Here is a 24,666-nt window from a genome sequence, read left to right on the forward strand (position 1 = left end):
ATGTTTTGATCTACACGGGGAGGAAAGTCCACATGCAATGGAAGATCCCGGCCGGTGCCCTGGTGGCGCTGGCCTTTTTGATTCCGGCGGCGCCGGCGGCCGCGGCGGCGCAAACCGCAGCGCTCGGGCTCAACGAGTCCTGCCAGACGGTCGAACGCAAGGTGTACAAGGACTTCCGCGAACTTGTCACCATCGATCTGGACACCGCCACCGTTGCCGAACTGCGGCTGCTCGCGTACCGGCTGCTGGACGAGGCGCAGGCCGAATCGTTGCCCGTTCTGCCGGGCGAAGTCGAGGAGCGACTGAAAGGCACCTCGGACGACCTTCGCGCCTACCTCAAGAACGTGCAGGATCGCTGGGCGACGGCTCTGCGCGTCAGGATCGGCCAGACGATGACGGGCGCCGGCCCCAACGTGCGGGCCGCCGCGCAGAAGGTGCTCGACAGCCCGTCCGTCGAGGCCTACCTCGCCTACCTGAACATCGGCCTGTACGAGGCTCGTGCGCTCGACTGCGCGTCCCAGCCGACGGCGACTCCGACACCGTCTCAGCCCACGACCACGCCGACCGCGACGCCCAGCGCCACGTCGACAGTCGTACCGCCCGTCACCCCCTCCGCCGGCGTGGGCGCGCCCGGCGGCGACGGTGGTGGCGAGGGCGGCGGGCTGCCCGTGACCGGCGCTGACACCGCGACCGTGGCCAGCATCGGCGGGGCGCTCCTGCTCATCGGCGGCGCCAGCTACGTCATCGGACGCCGGCGTCGTTCCCGCTTCGTCGCATAGTTCCCTGTGGCGCGCCCAGCTCGATGCCTCATCGGGCTGGGCGCGCCGCGGTTTCCGGATCCCCGTCAGCCGGCGAGCTGCCGCCGCACCGAGTCGGTGTCCATCAGGTACGACATGAACTTGAACTTGCCGTCCTGCACCCGGTAGAAGGCGGTCTCGGTGAACGACACCGACCTGCCGGTGGGCGCCAGGCCGTTCCACTCCTTGACCGGGGTGCCCGTGTCGACGAGCCGGGCGGCGATCCGGTCGCCCTCGACGACGAGCTCCTGGATCTCCCAGTGGAGGTCCGGCACCGCCTCCACGTGCTTGTAGAACTCGGCCACCATGTCCGCCATCTTGACTGGGGTGCCGTTCATGATGACCTCGTCGTGGGCGAAGTCGGCCATGCGGGCGAACTCCCGCTTGTTCGCCAGATCGACGTACCGCAGGTAGAAGTCCCGCAGCTCCTGAGTGGACATGCCTGACTGCGTCGCGACGGAGCTCATGATCGTTGTCCCTCATCTGTGTGCGCCGGCCCGTATCCCCGGGCCGGTCGTCGACGCGAGCGAATTTTTGTACCGCTCGGTTCTGGCACGAGCGTATCAGGATTCTGTACCGATCGGTTCATGATCCGGATCATGTTCTGTACCGATCGGTAGGTGGCCCTGGGCCCGACACCCTCGCCTGGCCTGCCCGCCGTTCGGCTGCTCACCGGCCGACACCTGGCGCTTCAGTTTCCCCGCAGGCGATACGTCACGCCCTGACGCAAGGCTTCGATACCCTCCACGGATGCCGTCGATCCGCCCGGTTGCCCTGGCCGTACCGCGGCGCGGCGCGGACGTGCTCGTGTTCGAGTACCGCGACTCCACGAAGGACGAGACCTTCTACCGTCCCCTGGGCGGGGGAATCGAGTTCGGCGAGACGGCCGAGGCAGCCGTCCGGCGCGAACTGCGCGAGGAACTCGACGCCGACCTTCTCGACGTACGCCTCCTGGGCGTACTGGAGAACCTCTTCCACGCGTTCGGCTGCGACGGGCACGAGATCGTCTTCGTCTTCGACTGCCGGCTCGCCGACCAGTCCCTCTACGAGCGGGACGCCGTCGGCGAGATACGCGACGACGCCGGCACGAAGGTGATGTGGCGCCCGCTGAACAGCTTCGACGCCGGCAGTCCGCTCTACCCCGCCGGTCTCACCGAGTTGCTCCACGCAGAATCCGCTGTCACTGATGATCGGGCGACGTGATGTGCTGGAGTCCGTAGGACTCGAACGCCTGACCCCTGCCGCTTGAGGAGCAGGGCTGCTGGGGTACGGAGCATTGGACTCTGACCCCGAACGGGCGGATCAACGAAACCAGGTACGCGTTCCGCCGCCCCGGGGAAACGTCGTCAGAATTGCTGGCTGACGTCAGTTGGCTGCTGGGAGGAGGGGAGACGCTTGACGACCGCGCTGCTGCGGCGGATCTCTGAGGAGAGCCGGAGTTAGTTCGGGACGGAACCCGCGATCTTCTGATCGTGTCGTCTCGACGTGTGGCCGGCTGTCGCGATTACCGGTTTCCCGGAACGGGCGACCGAACGGCCGGGGTGGGCGCGATGCTGGAACCGGACGGCAGTCGATCGGCTGACACGCGCGGAGGTGGCAACGCATGCCCGACGATCCCCGATACCAGCAGGCCCTCGACACCGCGGAGCGCCTCCTCGGCCAACCGTTGACCCTCCCGCTGGCCGACGGGGAACCCGCAGTCGGTCAGGACTTCCGGCGGCTGGCGACCGAGCACACCTTCGGCGACTCGTGGCCGCGACCGGGCCTGGACCTGCGGAGCCGCTGCCTGATCTCGGTGGCCGTCGCGGCGGCGCTGGGCACCCACGAGCCGCTGCGGGGGCAGTTGCGCATCGCGCTGACGTCCGGCGTGACCAAGGAGGAGATCGTCGAACTCTTCATCCACCTGGAGGCGTACGCCGGGGCGGCCCGGGCCTTCGACAGCTACCAGGTGGCCACGGCGGTCTTCGGCGAGCACCGCTGACGACGCTGCCGGCACCCGTCAACGGGTCGTGAACTGGCCGGATGATGTGGTGGAGCCCAGGGGACTCGAACCCCTAACCCCTGCCTTGCAAAGGCAGTGCTCTGCCAGTTGAGCTAGGGCCCCGTGACGGCGTTCAGCGCAGGTCGGGCGCCGTGGTCGCCTCGTGCCACAGGGCGCGCTCGTCGTTCGAGGCCTTGACCTTCTTGGCCACGACGGCGGCCACACCGACGATGCCGGCCAGGATCAGGAGCTTCTTGAACATGTGCTTGACCCCTCGCGCTCGACTACCGTCGGACGATGTGCGGTGGGGCTAGCTGGAATCGAACCAGCGACCTCAGAGTTATCAGCTCTGCGCTCTAACCGACTGAGCTATAGCCCCGCGTAGCGACGAGCTAGGTTAACCCATCGCCTCCACCGCGCCCAAATCGGGGGTACGTGGTGGAAGCACCCGCGCCATCTCGAACCTACCCGGACGCACGACGCCGGGGCGACCGCTTTACGCGGTGCCCCGGCGTCGGGTTGATCAGTCCCGCTCGGCGAGCGTCAGCTCGATCCCGCCGACCAGGTCGGCGCAGACGTTGTAGACGAATGCGCTGAGCGTGGCCAGCGCGGTGAACAGCACGACGTTCACCAGGCCGATCAGCGACGACGTCAGGATCACGCCCTTCGCGGTGATCCGGAAGCCACCGCCACCCTGGCCGCCGCCGGCGTTCACCAGGTCGGTCAGGCTGTCGTTGACGCTCTTGAACACGCCCATCGCGTCGAGCGCCAGGTAGAGCACCGACGTCGCCACGACGACCACGATGAAGAGCACCACGGAGACCGCGAAGGCGAACTTCATCACCGACCACGGGTCGATCCGCTTCAGGTTCAGCCGGGCCCGTCGCGGTCCGCGCGACGCGGCCGAGCTGACCGAGGTACGCGCGGAGCGTACCGCCTCACCCACGCGCGCGGCCCCGACCGCTGCCGCGCCGCTGATGCCCGGCGGCAGGCCGCCGCCGTTGGCGGGCCGGGACTGACCGGCGGTGCCGGTGCCGCCCGGGCGCGAGCCGTCCGGCGAAGCCTTCGGGGCGGTGCCCAGGCCGGCGCCGATCCGTGGCTGCGTGCCGGTCGTCCCGGTGGAGGCCCGGCCGGTGGCCGGCGGCGTCTTGATCGACTGTGCGCTCGTGGCGTTCGCGGGCTTGCCGGCCGGAGCGGCCAGACCGTCGGCCGACGTCGGTGCGTCCACCTTGGTCTCGGCCGAATCCCGGGAACCGGAGTCCTCGGACGGCTTGTCCGGAGGCGGGGCCATGCCGGGAGCCCGGGTGAACTTCGGGGCAGGCGCGTCGGCGGGAACCGTGGCCCGGCCCACAGCCGCGCGGCCGGTCGCTGGTGTGCCGCCCTGTGCGGCCTCCTCCTCGACCGGGGTGGCCGAGGTCCCCTTGTTCCCCGACTTCGCCTGTGTCTCCGTCATCAACTAGTCCTGTTCGTCAGGCTCGTCGGCATTGCGAGCAATCGCCACGATAGTCACGCCGTCCGGGAGGTCCATCAGCTTGACCCCCATTGTGTTCCGGTCACGCGTACGGCGTACAGGCTTCACCGGAGTCCGGATGACGCCGCCGTTGCTCGTGATGGCGAACAGCTCGTCCTCCGGATCGATCACGACCGCGCCGACCAGGCCACCGCGTCGCTCGGTGATCTTCGCGGTCAGCACGCCCTTACCTCCCCGGCCCTGGACCGGGTATTCCTCGATCGGGGTACGTTTCGCGTAACCCCCGTTCGTCGCGACCAGAACGTCCAGACCCTCTCGCACCACCTCGACGGCGAGCAACTCGTCCTCGCCGCTGAAGCGCATGCCGATCACCCCGGAAGTCGCCCGGCCCATCGGGCGCAGCGCCTCGTCGGTGGCGTTGAAGCGGATCGCCTGGGCGTTCTTCGACACGAGCAGCAGGTCGTCCTCCGGAGCGACCAGTACCGCACCGACCAGTTCGTCCTCATCGCGCAGGTTGACCGCGATGATGCCGCCGGAACGGTTGGAGTCGAACTCCTCGAGCCGCGTCTTCTTCACCAGGCCGTTCTTCGTGGCCAGTACCAGGTAGGGGGCCACCTGGTAGTTCGGGATTTCAATGATCTGCGCGATCTGCTCGTCGGGCTGGAACGCGAGCAGGTTGGCCACGTGCTGGCCCTTGGCCACCCTACTGGCCTCGGGAAGCTCGTACGCCTTCGCCCGGTAGACCCGACCCTTGTTCGTGAAGAACAGGATCCAGTCGTGGGTAGAGCATACGAAGAAGTGGCTGACGATGTCGTCCTGCCGGAGCGTCGCCCCGCTGACGCCCTTCCCGCCGCGCCGCTGTGACCGGTAGAGATCGACCTTGGTCCGCTTCGCGTAGCCGGTGCGAGTGATCGTCACCACCACGTCCTCGCGGGCGATGAGGTCCTCCATCGAGACCTCGCCGTCGAACGGGACGATCTTCGTACGCCGGTCGTCGCCCCACTTCGCGACGATCTCGCCCAGCTCCTCCGAGACGATCCGCCGCTGCCGCTCCGGCTTGGCCAGGATGTCCTTGAGGTCGGCGATCTCCAGCTCGAGCTTCACCAGGTCGTCCAGGATCCGCTGCCGCTCCAGGGCAGCCAGCCGGCGCAGCTGCATGTCCAGGATCGCGGTCGCCTGGACCTCGTCGATGTCCAGCAGCCGGATCAGGCCCTGCCGGGCGTCCTCGACGGTGGGCGAGCGCCGGATCAGGGCGATCACCTCGTCCAGGGCGTCCAGCGCCTTGGACAGACCACGCAGGATGTGCGCCCGCTCCTCGGCCTTGCGCAGCCGGAACGCGGTCCGCCGCCGGATCACCTCGATCTGGTGCTCGACGTAGTAGCGGATGAACTGGGCCAGGTTGAGCGTGCGCGGCACGCCGTCGACGAGCGCCAGCATGTTGGCGCCGAACGTCTCCTGGAGCTGGGTGTGCTTGTAGAGGTTGTTCAGCACCACCTTGGCGACCGCGTCGCGCTTGAGCACGAGCACGATCCGCATGCCGGTACGCCCGGAGGACTCGTCGCGGATGTCGGCGATGCCGGCGAGCTTGCCCTCCTTGATCAGCTCGGCGATGCGCTCGGCGAGGTTGTCCGGGTTGACCTGGTACGGCAGCTCGCTGACCACGAGCGCCGGCCGGCCCCGCTTGTCCTCCTCGACCTCGACCACGGCGCGCATCCGGATCGAGCCGCGCCCGGTCCGGTACGCGTCCTGGATGCCCGCCTGGCCGACGATCAGACCGTGGGTCGGGAAATCCGGGCCCTTGACGATCTCGAGGAGAGCTTCCAGCGTGGTGGCCTCGTCGGCCTCCGGGTGCTCCAGGCACCACTGCACCGCAGCGCCGATCTCGCGCAGGTTGTGCGGCGGGATCTTGGTGGCCATGCCGACCGCGATGCCCTCGGAGCCGTTGATCAGCAGGTTCGGGATACGCGACGGCAGGATGGTGGGCTCCTTGGCCCGGCCGTCGTAGTTGTCCTGAAGGTCGACGGTGTCCTCGTCGATGTCCCGCAGCATCTCCATCGCCAGCGGGTCGAGCTTGCACTCGGTGTTGTGGCTGACGAAGCCGTCGGAGACGAACGAGTGGTCCTCGGTGTCGACCCGGATGCTGTAGACCGGCCGCACACCGGCGTCGGTGATCTCGGTCACCTCGGCGTAGTAGAAGCGCCCGTCGACGAGCGGCTCGACCACGTCGAGGACGCCCGGCTCGGTGATCCGGGCCGCGATCTCGTCGCGGTCCCGCTCCCAGCGCTCGATCCGATCCACGTTGTGCCGGCGCAGCCAGTCGCGCTCGGTCCAGCGGCTCGCGCCGTGCTCGCGGACGAAGTCGCCCACGAACGGCACGTGATCGCCGGAGAGCGCGGTGCTGCTCGCCGGCACCTGGGCCAGCTCGGACTCCAGCTTCGCCTGCTTACGGCCGAGGAATCCGATGTGCGCGGCGAAGATCCGGGCGTCCCGACGGTTGGTGACGACGACCTTGATCTCGCCGTTGTCGTACCGGCACTGCCGGCTGACCACGCCGAACTCCAGCAGCAACTGCTGGACCTCGCGGGCCAGCCGCTCGCTGCGGGTCGAGTAGGAGACCTGGATCGTGTGGCGGGGCAGCAGCGACGACGAACCGTCACCCTCGAACAGCGCCTGGAGGAAGGCCCGCTTGACCGCTGCCGGACCGCGCCAGACGAACTCCGGCACGAACTTGTCGGCGCTCCGCGCGCCCACCATCTCGCCGAGCACGCTCGCCCGGAGCGCGGTGAGGTCCTGGACGTCGAGCTCGTGCAGCTTGCTGCCGGAGGCGATGACCCGCTCGGAGACGTACCGGGGGCCGCCGACCGCGAGGTCGTAGGCGGTGAGGACCCGGACGAAGAACTCACGGTCCACGTTGTTGAAGCCGGCCCGGTGCTCCGACACCCAGCCCTCGGCCACGAAGGCGCCGGCCAGCACAGCGGCCTCGACGTGCTCCAGCATCGGGTAGCCGATCTCGTCCGGCACGGTGCGCTGGAGGACCACCCGGTCGCCCGGGGAGATCTCGGCGAGCAGCTTCCACAGCAGGGTCGGCACGCCGACCACGTTCACCAGGCAGAGCACCGGGTGGTTGTGGGTGCCGGTCAGCTCGTACCCCTCGCGGGTGCGCAGCCGCAACGTGGGGTGCTCGCCGGAGTGGAAGAACTTGCTGGCACGGACCAGGTCGCCGTTGCGGTCACGGACCTTGAGGTCGACGTCGGTCTCGCTGCTCGGCGCGGCGTCCGGCACGACGTCGCCGATCCGGACGGTGCCGTCGACGGTACGAACCCGGACATCTGCCGTAACACAGTACCGCATGGCGGCAGCGGGATCATTACCCGGCGAACCGAAGTTGCCGTTGCCGTCGACCAGCGGGTAGCGCAGCGACCACGGCTGCGCCATCCGGACGAGCGCGTCGTAGATGGCCGAGTCGCCGTGCGGGTGGAACTGGCCCATCACGTCACCGACGACGCGGGAGCACTTCACGTACCCGCGGTCCGGCCGGTAGCCGGAGTCGAACATGGCGTAGAGGATCTTGCGGTGGACCGGCTTGAGCCCGTCCCGGACGTCCGGCAGGGCCCGCCCGACGATGACGCTCATCGCGTAGTCGAGGTACGAGCGCTGCATCTCGACCTCGAGGCCGACCGGCTCGATCCGGTCGTGCTGGACGACCGCGGCCAGTGTCTCCGGGGTCTCCGGCTCGTTCGGGGTGGACTCGGGAGTATCGGTCACTGTTAACCCTTATCAGACTCTTCAGTCGTGGTCTCGCTGTGGATAACGGCTGTGGAAAGCGTTCAGGCTGTGGATAACTCTGTGGACTTCCGGGCCGGCCGGTGGATGTCCGGCCGGCCCGGGTGCGTCCGTCAGATATCCAGGAACCGCACGTCCTTGGCGTTGCGCTGGATGAACGACCGGCGGGCCTCGACGTCCTCGCCCATCAGGACGCTGAACAGCTCGTCCGCGGTGGCGGCGTCGTCGAGCGTGACCTGGCGAAGCGTACGGGTGGCCGGGTTCATCGTGGTCTCCCACAGCTCGGGGTAGTTCATCTCGCCGAGACCCTTGAACCGCTGGATGTCGTCCGGGCGGGCGTTGGGCTTCTTCTGCTGGCGCAGGGCGATCAGCCCGTCGCGTTCCCGGTCCGAGTACGCGTACTGGGCGTCGTCGCCCTTCTTGTTCCACTTGATCTTGTAGAGCGGCGGGGCGGCCAGGTAGACGTGGCCCAGCTCGACCAGCGGTCGCATGAAGCGGAACAGCAGGGTGAGCAGCAGCGTCTGGATGTGCTGGCCGTCCACGTCGGCGTCGGCCATCAGCACGATCTTGTGGTAGCGCAGCTTCTCGATGTCGAAGTCGTCGTGGATGCCGGTGCCGAGCGCGGTGATCAGCGCCTGCACCTCGTTGTTCTTCAGCACCCGGTCGATCCGGGCCTTCTCCACGTTGAGGATCTTGCCGCGGATCGGCAGGATCGCCTGGACGCGCGGGTCGCGGCCCTGCTTGGCCGAGCCGCCGGCCGAGTCGCCCTCGACGATGAAGACCTCGGACTCGCGCGGGTCGGTGGACTGGCAGTCGGCCAGCTTGCCGGGCATCGAGCCGGACTCCAGCAGCGACTTGCGCCGGGCGAGCTTGCGCGCCTGCTGCGCGGCGATCCGGGCCCGCGCCGCCTGGGACGCCTTCTGGATGATGATCTTCGCCTCGGCCGGGTTGCGGTCGAACCAGTCGACGAGCGACTCGTTGCAGACCCGCTGCACGAAGCCCTTCACCGGGGTGTTGCCCAGCTTGGTCTTGGTCTGACCCTCGAACTGCGGGTCGGTGAGCTTGACCGAGATGATCGCGGCCAGGCCCTCGCGAATGTCCTCACCCGAGAGGCGCTCGTCGCCCTTGAGCAGCTTCTTCTCGGCGCCGTAGCGGTTGACGACGCTCGTCAGCGCGGCCCGGAAGCCCTCCTCGTGGGTGCCGCCCTCATGGGTGTTGATGTTGTTGGCGAAGGTGTAGACCGACTCGCCGTACGACTCGTTCCACTGCATGGCGATCTCGACCGACATGCCCGTCTCCTCGGCCCCGAACTCGACCACCGTCTTGTGGATCGGGCTCTTGGAGGCGTTGAGGTGCCGGACGAAGTCGGCGATGCCGCCCTCGTAGTGGAAGGTGACCTCGCGGGTCTTGCCGTCCTCGTCCTCCGGTACCCGCTCGTCGAGCAGGTGGATGGTGAGACCGCGGGTGAGGAAGGCCATCTCCTGCAGACGCCGGTAGATGGTGTGGAAGTCGAAGTCGACGGTCTCGAAGACGTCCGGGTCGGGCCAGAAGGAGACGGCCGAACCGGTGCGGTCGGTCGCCTCGCCCTTCTCCAGCGGGGTCGGCTTGGAGTGGTCGTACTGCTGGCGCCAGACGAAGCCGTCCTTGTGGATCTCCACGGCCATCCTGGTGGACAGCGCGTTCACCACGGAGACGCCGACGCCGTGCAGGCCGCCGGAGACGGCGTACGCCTTGCCGTCGAACTTGCCGCCCGCGTGCAGCACGGTCAGGGCGACCTCGACACCCGGCTTCTTCAGCTTGGGGTGCAGGTCGACCGGGAAGCCACGGCCGTTGTCGGTCACCCGGACGCCGCCGTCGGCCAGCAGCACCACGTCGATGGTGTCGCAGTGCCCGGCCAGCGCCTCGTCCACCGCGTTGTCGACAACCTCCCACACCAGGTGGTGCAGACCGCGCTCACCGGTGGACCCGATGTACATACCGGGCCGCTTCCGGACCGCTTCCAGGCCCTCGAGCACGGTGATCGACTCGGCACCGTACTTCTTGTTGTCCTCCGCTGCCACGCTCGGCCACTTTCTCGCACCGGCCGCGCGTGGGCGCGGGGCGCGGGTTCGGCGGACAGGACGCGACGTCGGCGCGCATGGTCCGCCCCTGGGGTCGCCAGGCTCGGATCACGTGCGCCGGGCGCCGCGGTTGCCCGCGGATCGCGATCGGCTCGGACCCGGTACGGGACTATGATCGAGGGCTCATGAGGGCCCTGGTCCGTCGCTCCGTCTCGGGTCTTTCGTCTCGCCCTCAATCTTACTGTGCGGAGCCGACCAAACCGCCACTCGGCACCCTCTCCGGGGCGGCTGAGAATGCCGTAGCCGGACGAACCGCGCTGCCCACGACTCCCCCTACACGCCAACGGGGCGGTACCGCGCCACCGGCCACCGTGAGCCGCGACGGTCATCCGACCGGTGATCGGCAGCTGCCCCTACCGGGGGTCGCGGCCGGGCCCGGCGTGCCGTAGCTTTTGCGGCGCCGCCGTTGCGGTCTTGATCTTTTGCGCCCGGAACCGGGACGATCGTCGGAGATGGTCCGAAAACGCTTGGTGAGAGGTGACGCCAGATGGGGCTGGACAACGTCGCGGTGCACTGGCCGCGGACCGGCCGCTTCTACGATCCGGTCGCGCCGGCTGAGTTCGTGGACTTCGGCGAGATCGTGGACATGCCCCGGATCTCTGCGCCGACAGCGGCGCTCGCCGAGCTGATCGCGAAGACCGGCACGGTACGCGCGACCGCGTACACCGAGCTGGTCGACCTGATCCTCGGGCTGGAGAATGTGCTCTACGCCACGGAGAACGCGGTCGAGGACGAGGATCCGGTGATCGACCCGGACGGCTGCTCCTGGATCGCCGAGGGTGTGGAGAAGTTCGTCGCCCGGCACCGGCCGTACGGCGAGTCGGTCACGTTCGAGTCGGTGAGCGAGGTGCTGCGCGCGCTGCTCGGCGACGGGCGGCTGGCCGAGCAGCAGCTCCGCTGGCTGGACAGCCGCCTCGACCGGCTGCGGGACGAGAGCGGCGATCCGCCGCAGTGGAACTTCACCTGCGCCGAGCTGAGCGTGCTGGCGGCCTTCTACCGGCGCTGCGCGGAGCGGGGTTTCGCGGTCTACGCCGACGCCTGACCGGGTGCCGCAGCGCCGGGAGAGGACGTGGCCTGGTTGGCGGCCGCGATCACCTCGGTCAGCGCGGCGTGCAGGTGCCGCAGGTCGGCCGGCGGCAGGCCGAGGCGCTGCACGATGGCCGGCGGGATCCGCTCGGCCTGCGCACGCAGCGCCTGCCCGGCGGCGGTGAGCGAGACGGCCAGGCTGCGCTCGTCGGCGGCGTCGCGCTCCCGCCGGATGTAGCCGGCCGCCTCCAGGCGCTTGAGCAGCGGTGACAGCGTGCCGGGGTCGAGCTGGAGCAGCCGGCTCAGATCCCGGCCGGACAGCGGCGCGTGCTGCCAGAGCGCCAGCATCACCAGGTATTGCGGGTGGGTGAGCCCCATCGGCTCCAGCAGCGGCCGGTAGACCGCGACGACGCTCCGGGCGGCGACGGAGAGCGCGAAGCAGACCTGTTGCTCCAGCGCCAGCGGGTCCTCCTCGATGCCGTCGGCCACTCGCGTCCTCCTTGTCGTCGTTGCGATCGTCGCAATGGTTGGTGTACCAATTGTTTGTACACCAACCAGGAGGGGCGGCGGGATGAGCGACGACGAGCAGGTGGGCGACGCCGCCGGCAAGGGTGGCCGCCTGTTGGGTTGGGTGTTCCGCAACCTCGCCGGCCCGTCCCAGGTGCAGGGTGCCGTGCAGGGCGGCTCGAAGCTGGCCCGCGACGCGTGGAAGGAAGACCTGGAACGCCGCAAGCAGTGGAGCCGCGAGCAGCGCGAACTCAAGCGCGCCCGGCGCGAGGCGCGGCGCTCGGGGGGCGTCGGTCAGCCGTAGGTGTCGCGGGGCCCGCGCCCGCGTACCCGTCGAGGGCCGCGCGACCACGACGGCGCCGCCGGCCCGTGGATGTGCAGCTTGCGCACCACGTTGTGGCCGACCTCCCGGGCGATCTGCTTCAACAGCGAGCCCGCCAGCAGGCGCAACTGGGTCGCCCAGGCCGTCGACCGGGCCTCCACCGTCAGCTCGCCGTCCTCCAGCTTGACCGGGCGGCTGTGCTGCGCGACCTCCGGGCCGACCACCTTCTCCCAGGCGCCGAACACGGTCGCCTCGGCCGCCGGCTGCTGCCAGCCCCGCGCCTTCATCAGCTTGTCCAGCACCGCGCCGAGCGGCTGCGGGTCGCGCGGATCCGGACCCGGGCCGGAGTAGCCGCGCAGCCGCTTCTCGCCGTCGCCGCGGACCGCGCCGCGCCGTCGCGGGGCCGCCGCCTGCCGCCGGGCCTTCGCCGCGTCGAGCACCGCCCGGGCCAGTTCCGGCCCGCTCGTGCCCTCCGGCAGGCTCGCGCCCGGCTCACCGTCCGCGGGCTTTCCGGGGGTACGCGCGTCGCGTCCCGGCCCGAGCCGTGCGGGCGGGAGCTGCACCTCGTCATCCGGCACGCCGCACCGTCCCCTCGCCCACCGCGTACCGGGTGCCGCGCAGCGTCGCCGGCACGTCGTCGTCCACCGCGCAGGTGACCAGGAGCTGGCTCGCGCCGCCGACCAGCTCGGCCAGCCGTTCCCGCCGGCCGGTGTCCAGTTCGGCGAAGACGTCGTCGAGCACCAGCACCGGCTCGATCCCGTCGGCGCGCAGCAGGTCGTACCCGGCCAGCCGCAGCGCCAGCGCGTACGACCAGGACTCGCCGTGGCTCGCGTACCCCTTGGCGGGCAGCGGGCCGAGCGTCAGCGCCAGGTCGTCGCGGTGCGGGCCGACGAGCGTGGTGCCGCGCTCGATCTCGGCGGCGCGGTTCGCGGTGAGCGCGGCGGCGAGCGCCTCCGCCAGCGCCGCGCGGTCGGCGCCGGGTTCGGGCAGCTCCACCGAGGGCCGGTACGCGATGCCCGCCGCGCCGCGACCGGCCGCCACCGCGTCGTACGCCTTGGCCACGTGCGGGGTCAGCGCGGCCACCAGCTCCAGGCGCCCGGCGAGGAGGTCCGCGCCGTGCTGCGCCAGGTGCGCGTCCCACACGGCCAGCGTCGACAGGTCACCGCCGCGCGAGCCACCGGTCTTGCGAGCCAGGTACGAGGTACGCAGCAGCGCGTTGCGTTGTTTGACCACACGCTCGTAGTCGGCGCGGACACCCGCGTAGCGGGGCTGGCGGGTGACCAGCAGGTCGTCCAGGTAGCGGCGGCGTTCCGAGGGGTCGCCACGGACCAGTTCCAGGTCCTCCGGCGCGAACAGCACCAGGCGCAGCGCGCCGAGCACGTCCCGGGCGCGCCGGGCCGGGGACCGGCCGAGCCGGGCCCGGTTGGCCTTGCCCGGGACGATCTCCAGCTCGACGAGCAGCTCCCGGCCCTCGTGCACCACGGCGCAGCGGATCACCGCCGAAGTGGCGCCCATCCGCACCAGCGGGGCGTCGGTGGCGACCCGGTGCGAGTCCAGGGTCGCCACGTAGCCGAGCGCCTCGACCAGGTTGGTCTTGCCGACGCCGTTGGCGCCGACGAGCACGTTCGGCCCCGGCTCCAGGTCGACGCCGACGCGCTCGTACGAGCGGAAGTCGACCAGTTCGAGCCGGCGGACGTACACAGCCTGTGGATACCGGTCAGCGCTTGTGGACGGCGTGGCCGCCGAACTGCTGGCGCAGCGCGGCGACGGCCTTCATCGCGGGTGAATCGTCCTGCCGGGAGGCGAACCGGGCGAACAGCGACGCGGTGATGACGTTGAGCGGTACGGCGAGCCGGACCGCCTCGTCCACGGTCCACCGGCCCTCGCCGGTGTCCTCGGTGTAACCGCTCAGCTCGGCCAGTTCCGGGTCCTCGTCGAGTGCCCGGTCCAGCAGGTCGAGCAGCCAGGAGCGGACCACGGTGCCCTCGCGCCACGACTTGAACACACCGGGCACGTTCGTCACCAGCTCGGAGGCGGCCAGCAGCTCGTAGCCCTCGGCGTAGGCGTGCATCAGGCCGTACTCGATGCCGTTGTGCACCATCTTGGCGTAGTGGCCGGCGCCGACCGGGCCGGCGTGCACGAAGCCGAACTCGCCCTCGGGCTTGAGCGCCTCGAAGACCGGCATCAGGCGCTCGACGTGCTCCTGCGCGCCGCCGACCATCAGCGCGTACCCGTTCTGCCGGCCCCAGACGCCGCCGGAGACACCGACGTCGATGTAGCCGATGCCCTGCTCGTTGAGCCGCTCGGCGCGCGGGGCGTCGTCGCTGAACCGGGAGTTGCCGCCGTCGATGATGATGTCGCCCTCGCCGAGCACACCGGCGAGCTCGTCGATGGTGGCGTCGGTGACGCCGGCCGGAACCATGACCCAGACCGCGCGGGGCGACTGGAGCTTCTCGGCAAGCTCGGCCAGGCTCGCGGCGTCGCTGATCTCCGGGTTGTGGTCGTAGCCGACCACCTCGTGCCCGGCGGCGCGCAACCGCTCCCGCATGTTGCCGCCCATGCGGCCGAGTCCTACCAGGCCGAGCTGCATCTGCTCCTACCTCCGTACGTCAAGGGTCGTGCTGCTGCGATCAGCGGGACACGCGGATCGGCATGATGAGGTACCGGTACCCCGGAATGACCTCGCCATCCTCGCCTGCCGGGGAGATGACCGCGGGCTTGAACGCGTCGACGAACCGGAGCAGGGCGTGCTGGGCGCCCAGGTTGGCCAGGCCGTCGATGAGGTACTGCGGGTTGAACCCGATGGTCAGCGGCTCGCCGGTGAAGGTGGCCTCCATGGCCTCGCTGGCCCGGGCCTCCTCGGTGCCGCCCGCCTCGACCACGAGACCGTCGGCGCTGAAGCTGAGCAGGACCGGGGTGGTGCGCTCGGCGACCAGCGCGACGCGCTTGACCACCTCGATGAGCGAGGAGACGGCGACGCGCGCCTCGGCGTTGTGGTCGGCCGGGAACAGCGAGCGCACCGGCAGGTAGTTGGCGCCGTCGAGCAGTCGGCTGGTGGTCCGGCGGGTGCCGCCGGAGAAACCGATCATGCCCTCACCGGCGCCGCCGGAGGAGAGCGCCATGGTGACGTGGCCGCCGAGCGGGCCGAGTGCCTTCGCGGTGTCGTGCAGCGTACGGGCCGGCACCAGCGCGTTGAGGCTGATCTCCGGGTCGTCCGGGTTCCACTCCATCTCGCGCAGCGCGAGGCGGTAGCGGTCGGTCGCCAGCATGGCCATCGTGCCGCCGCTAAGCTCGACGCGCACACCGGTCATCATCGGCAGCGTCTCGTCGCGGCCGGCGGCCACCGCCACCTGGGCCACGGCGGCGGCGAAGGCGGCGGCGTCCACGGTCCCCGCGCTCTCTGGCATTTCCGGGAGCGTCGGGTAGTCCTCCACCGGCATGGTGGGCAGCGTGAACCGGGCGCTGCCGCAGACCAGTTCGAGGTGGGCGCCGACGGCGGCGATGTCCACCGGCTTGGCCGGCAGGGCCTTGGTGATCTCGGCGAGCAGCCGGCCGGAGACCAGGGCGGCGCCGTCCGCGTCGCCCTGCACCTCGACTGTCACCTGGCTGGAGACCTCGTAGTCGAAGCCGGAGACCTGGAGGTTGCCGTCGGTGACCCGGAGCATCACTCCGGCCAGCACCGGTACGGAGGGTCGGTTGGGCAGGCTCTTGGCGGTCCACGCGACCGCCTCGGCGAGCGCGTCGCGCTCCACTCGGAACTTCATCAATGCCTCCGCGTCGACGTCAGCGACAACTCTCTCATGCCGACCGCTGCCACCCGTCCCGCCCGACCGTGCGGGTACCCATCGCACCTTAAGGCGCTGGGGCATCGGCTGTGCGCCCGACCCCGTGGATCCAGGTGCCCGGGGCGACTGCCGACGGCAGTGCTTCGGCCCGATCCACAGGAAGTCCAACGGTGATGATTGGTTTTTGTTGTTTAGAAGAGATAACTCATCGTCTTCATCGCACCTGTGTAAACTGTGGAGAACCGGCGTCCGCGCAGGTCAGACACGTTATCCATCGGTGGTTTGGCTGTGGAGAACCAGGGGTAAAACTCGTGTCCCGGTCCACAGCCCTCGCCAGCCGCCGGGTTTTCCACGGCTGTCCACCGGTTGTCCACCGCTAATCCACCGGTTTTCTCCCCAGCGCTGTGGACAGCGCCGCAGAGGTCCACAGCCGTCGTCCCCAGAACCTTCAACAGCCCGCCCACAGGCGACCCGCTGTCTGGGGACAACGGGACCGTCATCCCCAGGCGTCCACAGCGTCGTCCCCAGGAGTTGTCCACAGTCTGTGGGTAACCGGGCGAGTGCACAGTGTGGTTGTCCACCGCCTGTGACACAGGGGCTGTGGACAACGGGTACGAGCTGTGGACGAGCACAGGACAAATCCTGGGCCCTCTACCGGCTCGAGGGTCAACCGTCGCCGCTGTCGGCAACTTGCCACCCGCCGGCCGAGCCCTCCCGCAGCACCCGCGCCAGGCCCTCGCCCTCGCCGTTGCTCGCGTTGATCATGAAGTTGGCGGCATTTGGCGTCCGGTTTGTCACCGTCAACCTCATGATCGTCGGGGTCGAGGGTGCTCGCCTGACTGCGGCCGGTCCATCCTGAGGCTTGACGTTGAGCTTCCAAGATCTGCGGTGGTGTCCGCGCTGGCCAGGAGTCGGCCGAGGCGAGCGCCCCGCCCTCCTTGTTGACCAAGGAGTTTGGGGTGGGGATGACGTGTCTCCCGGACACAAACTCCTTGATCACCGCCGGGAGCAGCCGGAGCGTGGAGGGGAGCGCAGAGGGAGGGAGAGTCAGGTGTTCTGCTTGATGCGGTTCGTCAGCTCGGCGATCTGGTTGTAGAGCGAGCGCCGCTCCGCCATCTGCTGACGGATCTTGCGGTCCGCGTGCATCACTGTGGTGTGGTCCCGGCCGCCGAACGCCTGCCCGATCCGGGGCAGCGACAGGTCGGTCAGCTCACGGCACAGGTACATGGCCACCTGACGCGCGTTCACCAGCACCCGGGAGCGGGAGTGGCCGCGCAGGTCCTCGAGGCTCACGCCGAAGTAGTCGGCCGTGGACACCATGATCTGGTCCGCGGTGATCTCCGGGCCGGCGCCGTCCGGGATGAAGTCCCGCAGCACCTCCTCGGCCAGCGACAGCTCTACCGAGGACCGGGTGAGGCTGGCGAAAGCGGTGACGCGGATCAGCGCCCCCTCCAGTTCGCGGATCGAGTTCGACACCCGCGAGGCGATGAACTCCAGCACGTCCGGCGGCGCGTACAGCCGCTCCTGCGCCGCCTTCTTCTGCAGGATCGCGATCCGCGTCTCCAGGTCCGGCGGCTGGATGTCGGCCAGCAGACCCCACTCGAAGCGCGTACGGAGCCGGTCCTCCAGCGTCGCCAGCTGCTTCGGCGAGCGGTCGGACGTGATCACGATCTGCTTGTTCGCGTTGTGCAGCGTGTTGAAGGTGTGGAAGAACTCCTCCTGCGTCCGTTCCCGGTTCTCCAGGAACTGGATGTCGTCGATCAGGAGGATGTCCACGTCCCGGTAGCGGCGCTGGAACGCGCTCGTCTTGTCGTCGCGAAGCGAGTTGATGAAGTCGTTCGTGAATTCCTCGGTCGAGACGTACCGGACCGAGCGCGCGTTGCCGAGCGTCGTGGCGTAGTGCCCGATGGCGTGCAGCAGGTGCGTCTTGCCCAGCCCCGAACTGCCGTAGATGAACAGCGGGTTGTACGCCTTCGCCGGCGACTCGGCCACCGCCACGCTCGCGGCGTGCGCGAACCGGTTCGACGAGCCGATGACGAACGTCTCGAACATGTACTTCGGGTTGAGCCGGTTGCCGCCGCTCTCCGTACCGCCGGGGAGCCTGCGGTCGGCCTGGCCGCCGCCGGGACGGTGGTGGTCGGCGCCACCGCGGCCGGGGCCACCCCGACCGGGGCCGCTGTCGGTGGCGCCGTCGCGGGGCAGGCCGCGCATCGGCGCGGGATCGGCGGGGCCGGGGCTCTCCCGGTAGCGGGGCTCGTATCCCCCGGAGTCGGGGGCGGGCGGCTCGACCCGGCGCTCATCGAAGGCGCGGCGCTCGGGCGCGGCGCGCAGCGGCTCGGCGAACGCGGCGCTGAAGAGCGTGTCCTGCGCGTCCCGCCCGGACGGGATCAGATGGGGGCGACCGCCGTCCGCGGTCCGCTGCCGCGGCGCCGGTTCGTCCGCCTGCTGCTCGGTGCGGGGATCCGCGTAGCCGGGCTCGGCGTACCCAGGCTCGGCGTAGCCGGACTCGGCATAGCCGGGCTCCGGGCGAGGAGACGGAAAGGGCGGGTTGGCCGTGGCCGGGCCGGGCTGGTCGAAACCGGGCAGCGGGGCGGCGCCGTCGTGCTCGGGCAGCGGCTCGGGGCTGCTGCGGTAGACGGTGCCGGACGGGCGGGCACCGGGGTCGTCGGCGACCCGTACGGTGACTGCCACCTGGATGGGCCGGCCGAGCCGACGGCTCAACGCCTCGGTGATGGCCGGGCGGAGCCGGGACTCGATCACGTCCCGGGTGAAGGCGTCCGGCACCGAGAGCAGCGCCGTGTCCTCGACGATCGCCCGTAGCCGGGTCAGCCGGAGGTACGCCCGTTGCTGCGCGGAGATGATCTCGTCGGCGAGTTCGTCGGTGGTCGCCGTCCACACCGCGGCAAGGTCGGTCGCTCCGGTCACCGTCGTGCCACCCCCTCGCCTGCTCCTTCTCACGCCCGCCCGGACGGCTGACCGGTCGTCATCCACAAGTTATCCACAGCCTGTGTACCGACCGATTGTGGCCGCCCACCGGACGCGGGTCGGACCTGCCCCCCTCGATCCACGGAGGCGTTGAAGCGGGTTCACCGTGCCGAACGATTCAACAGCGTGTCCGGTCTTGCCGATCGGCGACAAACCCCGGACCCCCGACGCCGACCGCAATCGCGCACGCTAACAGCGCGGACCCCACAGCATCAACCGGCGACACCCAGACGACCTTGGCAACATCAGTGAAAACCGCCCCTTCGGTCGCGCTTGCCCGCAGGTCGGACGCCGGAGTGTGACGTTTGACGGTCATTGCGCCCCTGCGTAGGCTGGAGCGGCTGCTCTCTCGCCCTCTGCTAGGGTGATTGATGCTTGCTGTCCGTGGCTGTCACTCCGCATCGCCGGGGAGCGTGTCACGGCAGCGCCGATCGGAGGTCACCGGCAGGTGATCTGGACCAGCACACGACCCCGGGCGATCCGCCGCGCGGGGCGTACGACAACGGAGAGCCTGACGTGAGCAAGCGCACCTACCAGCCGAACAACCGCCGGCGCGCGAAGACCCACGGCTTCCGGCTGCGCATGCGCACCCGTGCCGGCCGCGCCATCATCGCGACCCGTCGCTCCAAGGGCCGCACCCGCCTGTCGGCCTGACGCCGACAGGTCCGGTCCGGGGACGTGGGCAGTCGTGCTGGCCGCCGCGCAACGACTGCGGCGCAGTAGCGACTTCGCCGCAGCGGTCCGCGGTGGCCGACGCGTCGGCCGCGGTGCCGTCGTGGTCCACCTGACCCTCCCCGGATCGATCGGCACGACCGCGACACCCTCGCCGGAGCCGGCGCGAAGCAGCGGTGCGGAGATCTCCGCACCGAGCCGCGCCGGCTTCGTCGTGTCCAAGGCCGTCGGCGGGGCGGTGGTCCGCAACAAGGTCCGCCGCCGGCTCCGGCACCTGGTCCGCGAGCGGCTGGACGCGCTGCCCGCCGGGACCACCCTCGTGGTACGCGCGCTGCCCGCAGCGGCCGACGCGACGTACGCCCGGCTCGGCGCCGACCTGGACGCCGCCCTCGCCGCCGCGCGGTCCCCCCGGGGACGGCGGTCGCGGTGAACGGCCCGACGACGGCGACTCCGCCGCCCACAACCGGTGCCCGCATGCTGCTGGCGCCCATCATCGCGTACCGTCGGTGGATAAGTCCGGCACTGCCGGCCCGCTGTCGGTTCTACCCGTCGTGCAGTGCCTACGCCGTGGAGGCGGTGTCCCGGCACGGTGCGCTGCGGGGAGCCTGGCTGACGGTCCGTCGGCTGTCGCGCTGCCATCCCTTCCACCCTGGTGGACACGACCCGGTTCCGGAGCCGGGCGACCGCCGCCGTTCCGACGTGACTGGAGCCTGAGTGTTTAGTCTCGACTGGATCTACTACGCGATCTCGTGGATCCTGCTGGCCTGGCACTCGGCCTGGGACGCCATCGGAGTTCCGGTCGGGGCCGTACTCGGTACGAACTGGGCCTGGATCCTCGCCATCATCTTCCTGGTGGTGACGGTCCGGGTGATCCTGTTCCCGGTCTTCGTCAAGCAGATCAAGTCGCAGCGTGCCATGCAGGCGCTCCAGCCCAAGGTGAAGGAGCTCCAGGAGAAGCACAAGGGTGACCGGGAGACGCTCCAGAAGGAAATGATGGAGCTCTATCGGAAGGAAAAGGCCAACCCGCTCATGGGCTGCCTTCCGATGTTCCTCCAGATCCCTGTCTTCCTCGGCCTGTTCCACACGCTGCGCCGCCTCAGCCCGGACAACCAGGGCAAGACCCTGTACGGCTGGACTGTCGACCAGTTCAACAGCGCCTCGAACGCGACGCTCTTCACCGCGCCGATCTCCGGCAAGTTCGGCTCCACCGCCGAGGAACTGAGCCGGCTGGGCGCGAACACCGGCACGGTCAAGGTCGTCGCCGGCATCCTGGTGATCATCATGATCGCCACCACCTACCTGACCAGCCGTCAGATGATCCTCAAGACCGGGTGGGCCGAGGACCCGCAGCAGCGCATGGTGCAGCGACTGATGCTCTACGGCATCCCGCTGTCGCTGCTGATCTCGGGCGCGATCTTCCCGATCGGTGTGATCATCTACTGGGTCACGAACAACCTCTTCACGCTCGGCCAGCAGCAGTGGGTGCTGCGGAAGTTCCCGCCGCCGCCGACCGCGAAGAGCACCACCGCCGGCAAGAGCACCGCCGGCAAGGGCCCGGTGCAGCCGGCCAAGACCGGTGGCCTGTTCGGCCGCAAGGCGGCCCAGCCGCCGGCGAAGGCTCCGGCCGCCGCGCCGAAGGTGGCCGGCCCGAAGCCGGGCGCCAAGCCGGTCAACCCGAAGAAGGGTGGCAGCCGGCCCGCCAAGCGACAGGGCTGAGCCCACGGGCCACCGTCGCGCGCCGGCGGTGGCCCGTTCCGGCCGCGTGCTGCCATCCGAGGAGTCGGCGCCGGGCTGGAATCGCCGCGCGAAGCGCGGACACGGGCGAAACTGGCCCGTACAGACGTGCCCGAGGGCACCCGGCGAACCTCCCGCCGGCCCCGGGAGACCAGCGGACCCCCGACGGTCCGGCCGAGCGAGTACGGAGATGAGACCCGTGACCGAGACCAGCATCCCCAGCGCCGACCAGTCCCTGGACGAGGAGACCCCCGTTACCGCCGCCACCGAGACCGAGGACGCCCCGGGCGAGGCTCGGGAGAAGAAGGCCCCGGCCGACAGCGACCTGTTCCGGCAGAGCGAGATCGCCGCCGACTACGTCGAGGGCCTGCTGGACATCCTCGACTACGACGGCGACATCGACGAGCTGGTCTCCGGTGGCCGCCCCGTTGTCGAGGTGGTCGGTGGCCGGCTCCAGAACCTGGTCGGCCAGCGCGGCGCGACCCTGGAGGCGCTCCAGGAACTGACCCGGCTGGCCGTGTTCCGTCAGACCGGTACGCCGAGCCGCCTGCTGCTCGACGTCGGCGGCTACCGTGCCGCCCGGCGCAAGGAACTGGCCGCCGTGGCGAAGAACGCGGTCGAGAAGGTCAAGGAGCACGGCGAGCCGGTGCGCCTGGAGCCGATGTCCGCGTTCGAGCGCAAGTGCGTGCACGACGTGGTGAACGCGATGAGCGGGGTGGAGAGCGAGTCGGAGGGCGTCGAGCCCAACCGCCGCATCGTCGTCCGGCCGGTGGCGGACTGAGGTCCGTGATCTCCGACGAGACGACGGCAGGAGCCGTGACCGGCCCGGGCGGTACGCCGCCCGGGCCGTCGGCTGTGCGCCCCGACCCCACTGTCGACCCGGTCTTCTCCGACGACGACGGACCGGCCGACCCGGCGTACCCGGGAAGCGCCGTGACCGACCCCGGAGAGCCCGCCTTCTCCGCCGAGCCGACGGTGGTGACCGGGATCGAGCCCGCCGATCCGGCGGCCGACGTGACCCCCGCCTTCTCCGGTGAGCAGGCGGCGGACGAGACGCCCGCCGCTCCGGCCGTGGCGGCCGACCCGGTCTTCGCGGAGCCGTCGGAGGAACCACCATCCCTAGTGGACGGTGCCGGGGCGCCCGACCCGGCGACGGCGACGCTGCCGCCCGAGCTGGCGGAGGCCGCTCGCGCGCTGTTCGGTGACCGGCTCGACCTGGCCGCCGCGTACGCCGAACTGCTCGCCACCGACGGCGTGGTCCGCGGCCTGATCGGCCCCCGCGAGACGCCGCGGCTCTGGGAGCGGCACCTGCTCAACTGCGCGGTGGTGGCGGAGCGGATCCCGGAGGGGGCCCGCGTGATCGACGTCGGCTCCGGTGCCGGGCTGCCCGGCCTGGTGCTGGCAATCGCGCGTCCCGACCTCACCGTGACGCTCGTGGAGCCGCTGGCTCGGCGGACCGCCTTCCTGATCGAGGCGATCCAGCGCCTCGGCCTGACGAGGGACGTGCGTGTGTTCCGTGGCCGGGCCGAGGAGGCGGCGGCCGGCTCGCGCGACCGGGAACCGCTCAGCGCCGACATCGTGACGGCCCGCGCGGTGGCGCCGCTGGACCGGCTCGCCTCCTGGTGCCTGCCGCTGGTGGCGCCCGGCGGCCGTCTGGTCGCGCTCAAGGGCGCGTCGGCCGCCGACGAGATCACCGAGCACACCGAGGCCGTGATCCGCCTGGGCGGCGGGACGCCGGAACTGCACCGCTGCGGCGAAGGGGTGATCGAACCCCCGGCGACGGTGGTCGAGGTGGTCCGGGAGCGTGTGGTCAACCCGCGCCGTCCGAAGAAGCCGAAGCGGTCGCGTGGCGGTCGCCGTCGCGGCGACCGCTGAGGCGGTACGCCATTCCGCACGCCCGATCCGGTCGTTGGACCGGTGGGCGTGACGTGATCGATCACAACCCGACATGGACCCACCGCGCCCGTCGGCCGTAGGCTGACCGCGCGTCGATAGTGTGGAACGGCGGTGCCGGGCGGCACCCGAACCCGATGGTTCCCGCCGATCCGACGGCGCCGTGCGAGGCGCGGACGCGATTCGACGGGTGCGGACCGACCATCCGGAGCGGGTAGGGATGACAGGTGCATGACGACGGCAGGTACGACGATCCACGGTTGACCGGACCAGGAGGGCAGCCCTCCGCCGACCCCGTTTCACGTGAAACCAACGACCAGGAGTGGACGGTGAACGAGTCCGGCGAGCCGTCCTCCCCGTACCCGGCCCGGCCGTCGAAGCGACGGGAGTCGTCGGCCGGCGGGCCCGTGCGGCCCGTCTCGTCGGTGCCGGCGAACGTACCGCCGGCCCGTGATCCGCTCGACCCGGCCGACGGCCCGGTGAACGCGCCGACCCCGCGCCCGCCCGCGGTGCGGGCGAACGCCGCGGTGCCCACTCGCTACGAACCCCAGCCGCCCGTCTCGGCCGTGCCGCATCAGGCCGTCCCCGAGGTGACGGTGGCGCCGTCCGACACGCCACAGGCCGACGGGTACGGGGACGAGGTAGACGCCAGCACGTACGTTTCACGTGAAACCCCGACGCGCGAAGAGGATGATCCACCGTTGGCTATGGAGGCGATGCGCGCCGTGCAGATCCTGAATCCCAGTGGCGAGGTCACCATGCCCCGCCCCGACCGGACCCGGGTGATGTGCGTCGCCAACCAGAAGGGCGGCGTGGGCAAGACGACCACCACCGTGAACCTCGCCGTGGCGCTCGCGCTGCACGGCAACCGGGTGCTCGTGGTCGACCTTGACCCCCAGGGCAACGCCTCCACCGGTCTGAACGTCCCGCACCACACGGGCGTGCCCGACGTGTACGACTGCCTGATCGACAGCGTGCCGCTCGAGGAGGTCGCCCAGGCGGTCGAGGGCATCCCGAACCTGTGGTGCGTACCTGCGACCATCGACCTGGCCGGCGCCGAGATCGAGCTGGTCTCCGTGGTGGCCCGGGAGTCCCGCCTGGCGCGGGCCATCGCCGCGTACCCGGGGCACTTCGACTACGTCTTCATAGACTGCCCGCCGTCGCTCGGCCTGCTCACCGTCAACGCGCTCGTGGCCGCGCAGGAGGTGCTGATTCCGATCCAGTGCGAGTACTACGCGCTGGAGGGCCTCAACCAGCTGATAAACAACATCAACCTGGTCCGGCAGCACCTCAACCCGAAGCTCGAGGTCTCCACGATCCTGCTCACCATGTACGACAGGCGTACCCGGCTGGCGGACGCGGTGGAGCAGGACGTCCGGAACCACTTCGGGGACAAGGTCCTCCAGGCCGTCATCCCGCGTAACGTGCGTGTCTCCGAGGCGCCGAGCTACGGCCAGTCGGTGATGACCTACGATCCCGGTTCGCGGGGAGCCACGAGTTACTTCGAGGCCGCCCAGGAGATCGCGGAGCGAGGCGTCAAGGAGCCGGTGAGCCGGAATGCGTAATGCGGAGATGTCGCTGGGAGGCGTC

The 24,666-nt window shown here is 70.2% G+C and carries 24 protein-coding genes and 2 tRNA genes; 12 read left to right on the forward strand and 14 right to left on the reverse strand.

The window, feature by feature from the left end; translation table 11 throughout:
- Positions 1-32 precede the first annotated feature (32 nt).
- On the forward strand, positions 33-779 hold the full coding sequence (locus O7604_RS09505) for an LPXTG cell wall anchor domain-containing protein (RefSeq protein WP_281579444.1): 747 nt from the start codon (positions 33-35) through the stop codon (positions 777-779).
- A gap of 65 nt (positions 780-844) precedes the next feature.
- On the opposite strand, the gene O7604_RS09510 is transcribed toward O7604_RS09505, so the two are convergent.
- Positions 845-1,237, reverse strand: a complete 393-nt coding sequence (locus O7604_RS09510) for an ester cyclase (RefSeq protein ID WP_281579445.1) — start codon at positions 1,235-1,237, stop codon at positions 845-847.
- A 310-nt stretch (positions 1,238-1,547) separates the two neighbouring features.
- Here O7604_RS09510 and O7604_RS09515 point away from each other — a divergent pair, with 310 nt between their 5' ends.
- Both O7604_RS09515 and O7604_RS09520 read left to right on the forward strand, forming a co-directional pair.
- Positions 1,548-2,000: an NUDIX domain-containing protein gene (locus O7604_RS09515; RefSeq protein WP_281579446.1), complete on the forward strand. Its 453-nt coding sequence runs from the start codon at positions 1,548-1,550 to the stop codon at positions 1,998-2,000.
- Positions 2,001-2,400: 400 nt separating this feature from the next.
- Complete coding sequence (locus O7604_RS09520) at positions 2,401-2,778, forward strand: carboxymuconolactone decarboxylase family protein (protein ID WP_281579447.1); 378 nt, start codon at positions 2,401-2,403, stop codon at positions 2,776-2,778.
- 47 nt (positions 2,779-2,825) lie between these two features.
- Here the strand turns inward: O7604_RS09520 and O7604_RS09525 are convergent.
- From O7604_RS09525 to gyrB, 6 genes are all read right to left on the reverse strand, one after another.
- Positions 2,826-2,901, reverse strand: a tRNA-Ala gene (locus O7604_RS09525).
- Positions 2,902-2,911: 10 nt separating this feature from the next.
- Positions 2,912-3,040, reverse strand: a complete 129-nt coding sequence (locus O7604_RS09530) for a DLW-39 family protein (RefSeq protein ID WP_013283222.1) — start codon at positions 3,038-3,040, stop codon at positions 2,912-2,914.
- 43 nt (positions 3,041-3,083) lie between these two features.
- Positions 3,084-3,157 (reverse strand) — tRNA-Ile (locus O7604_RS09535).
- Positions 3,158-3,301: 144 nt separating this feature from the next.
- Positions 3,302-4,231 (reverse strand): DUF3566 domain-containing protein, encoded by a 930-nt coding sequence (locus tag O7604_RS09540; protein ID WP_281579448.1) that lies wholly within the window; start codon positions 4,229-4,231, stop codon positions 3,302-3,304.
- Positions 4,232-4,234: 3 nt separating this feature from the next.
- Positions 4,235-8,014, reverse strand: a complete 3,780-nt coding sequence (gene gyrA / locus O7604_RS09545) for an intein-containing DNA gyrase subunit A (protein ID WP_281579449.1) — start codon at positions 8,012-8,014, stop codon at positions 4,235-4,237.
- A 131-nt stretch (positions 8,015-8,145) separates the two neighbouring features.
- The gene (gyrB, locus tag O7604_RS09550) at positions 8,146-10,092 is read right to left on the reverse strand and encodes a DNA topoisomerase (ATP-hydrolyzing) subunit B (RefSeq protein WP_269703316.1); all 1,947 of its coding nucleotides are present in this window, start codon (positions 10,090-10,092) and stop codon (positions 8,146-8,148) included.
- Positions 10,093-10,639: 547 nt separating this feature from the next.
- Between gyrB and O7604_RS09555 the strand changes: the two genes are divergently transcribed.
- The gene (locus O7604_RS09555; protein WP_269703319.1) at positions 10,640-11,194 is read left to right on the forward strand and encodes a hypothetical protein; all 555 of its coding nucleotides are present in this window, start codon (positions 10,640-10,642) and stop codon (positions 11,192-11,194) included.
- Here O7604_RS09555 and O7604_RS09560 read toward each other — a convergent pair.
- A complete protein-coding gene (locus O7604_RS09560) occupies positions 11,179-11,667 on the reverse strand; it encodes a MarR family transcriptional regulator (RefSeq protein WP_269703321.1) in 489 nt (162 codons plus the stop codon). The genes O7604_RS09555 and O7604_RS09560 overlap by 16 nt on opposite strands.
- A gap of 82 nt (positions 11,668-11,749) precedes the next feature.
- Here O7604_RS09560 and O7604_RS09565 point away from each other — a divergent pair, with 82 nt between their 5' ends.
- Positions 11,750-11,989 carry a hypothetical protein gene (locus O7604_RS09565; RefSeq protein WP_281579450.1) on the forward strand — a complete coding sequence of 80 codons (240 nt, stop codon included), beginning with the start codon at positions 11,750-11,752 and terminating at the stop codon, positions 11,987-11,989.
- On the opposite strand, the gene O7604_RS09570 is transcribed toward O7604_RS09565, so the two are convergent.
- From O7604_RS09570 to dnaA, 6 genes are all read right to left on the reverse strand, one after another.
- Entirely contained in the window at positions 11,980-12,486 is a 507-nt protein-coding gene (locus O7604_RS09570; protein ID WP_269706959.1) for a DciA family protein, read from the reverse strand. The genes O7604_RS09565 and O7604_RS09570 overlap by 10 nt on opposite strands.
- Positions 12,487-12,574: 88 nt before the next feature.
- Positions 12,575-13,708: a DNA replication/repair protein RecF gene (gene recF, locus O7604_RS09575; protein ID WP_269703325.1), complete on the reverse strand. Its 1,134-nt coding sequence runs from the start codon at positions 13,706-13,708 to the stop codon at positions 12,575-12,577.
- A 16-nt stretch (positions 13,709-13,724) separates the two neighbouring features.
- Entirely contained in the window at positions 13,725-14,597 is an 873-nt protein-coding gene (gene gnd / locus O7604_RS09580) for a phosphogluconate dehydrogenase (NAD(+)-dependent, decarboxylating) (RefSeq protein ID WP_281579451.1), read from the reverse strand.
- A gap of 40 nt (positions 14,598-14,637) precedes the next feature.
- Complete coding sequence (dnaN, locus tag O7604_RS09585) at positions 14,638-15,771, reverse strand: DNA polymerase III subunit beta (RefSeq protein WP_281579452.1); 1,134 nt, start codon at positions 15,769-15,771, stop codon at positions 14,638-14,640.
- A 687-nt stretch (positions 15,772-16,458) separates the two neighbouring features.
- Positions 16,459-16,590: a hypothetical protein gene (locus O7604_RS09590; protein WP_281579453.1), complete on the reverse strand. Its 132-nt coding sequence runs from the start codon at positions 16,588-16,590 to the stop codon at positions 16,459-16,461.
- Between the two features lie 249 nt (positions 16,591-16,839).
- Complete coding sequence (gene dnaA / locus O7604_RS09595; protein WP_281579454.1) at positions 16,840-18,717, reverse strand: chromosomal replication initiator protein DnaA; 1,878 nt, start codon at positions 18,715-18,717, stop codon at positions 16,840-16,842.
- A 576-nt stretch (positions 18,718-19,293) separates the two neighbouring features.
- Between dnaA and rpmH the strand changes: the two genes are divergently transcribed.
- The 7 genes from rpmH to O7604_RS09630 all read left to right on the forward strand — a co-directional run bounded on the left by rpmH (position 19,294) and on the right by O7604_RS09630 (position 24,641).
- On the forward strand, positions 19,294-19,431 hold the full coding sequence (gene rpmH / locus O7604_RS09600; protein ID WP_184680567.1) for a 50S ribosomal protein L34: 138 nt from the start codon (positions 19,294-19,296) through the stop codon (positions 19,429-19,431).
- A gap of 34 nt (positions 19,432-19,465) precedes the next feature.
- Complete coding sequence (rnpA, locus tag O7604_RS09605) at positions 19,466-19,879, forward strand: ribonuclease P protein component (protein ID WP_281579455.1); 414 nt, start codon at positions 19,466-19,468, stop codon at positions 19,877-19,879.
- Between the two features lie 44 nt (positions 19,880-19,923).
- Positions 19,924-20,163 (forward strand): membrane protein insertion efficiency factor YidD, encoded by a 240-nt coding sequence (gene yidD / locus O7604_RS09610; RefSeq protein WP_013477538.1) that lies wholly within the window; start codon positions 19,924-19,926, stop codon positions 20,161-20,163.
- Positions 20,164-21,165: a membrane protein insertase YidC gene (yidC, locus tag O7604_RS09615; RefSeq protein ID WP_269703334.1), complete on the forward strand. Its 1,002-nt coding sequence runs from the start codon at positions 20,164-20,166 to the stop codon at positions 21,163-21,165.
- Positions 21,166-21,373: 208 nt separating this feature from the next.
- Positions 21,374-21,964: a R3H domain-containing nucleic acid-binding protein gene (locus O7604_RS09620; RefSeq protein WP_269703336.1), complete on the forward strand. Its 591-nt coding sequence runs from the start codon at positions 21,374-21,376 to the stop codon at positions 21,962-21,964.
- Positions 21,965-22,344: 380 nt separating this feature from the next.
- Entirely contained in the window at positions 22,345-23,058 is a 714-nt protein-coding gene (gene rsmG, locus O7604_RS09625) for a 16S rRNA (guanine(527)-N(7))-methyltransferase RsmG (RefSeq protein ID WP_281579940.1), read from the forward strand.
- A gap of 245 nt (positions 23,059-23,303) precedes the next feature.
- Positions 23,304-24,641, forward strand: coding sequence for an AAA family ATPase (locus tag O7604_RS09630; RefSeq protein WP_269703338.1), 1,338 nt, complete (start codon positions 23,304-23,306; stop codon positions 24,639-24,641).
- Positions 24,642-24,666 lie beyond the last annotated feature (25 nt).

It is taken from the genome of Micromonospora sp. WMMA1947 (assembly GCF_027497355.1).
Lineage (GTDB): Bacteria > Actinomycetota > Actinomycetes > Mycobacteriales > Micromonosporaceae > Micromonospora.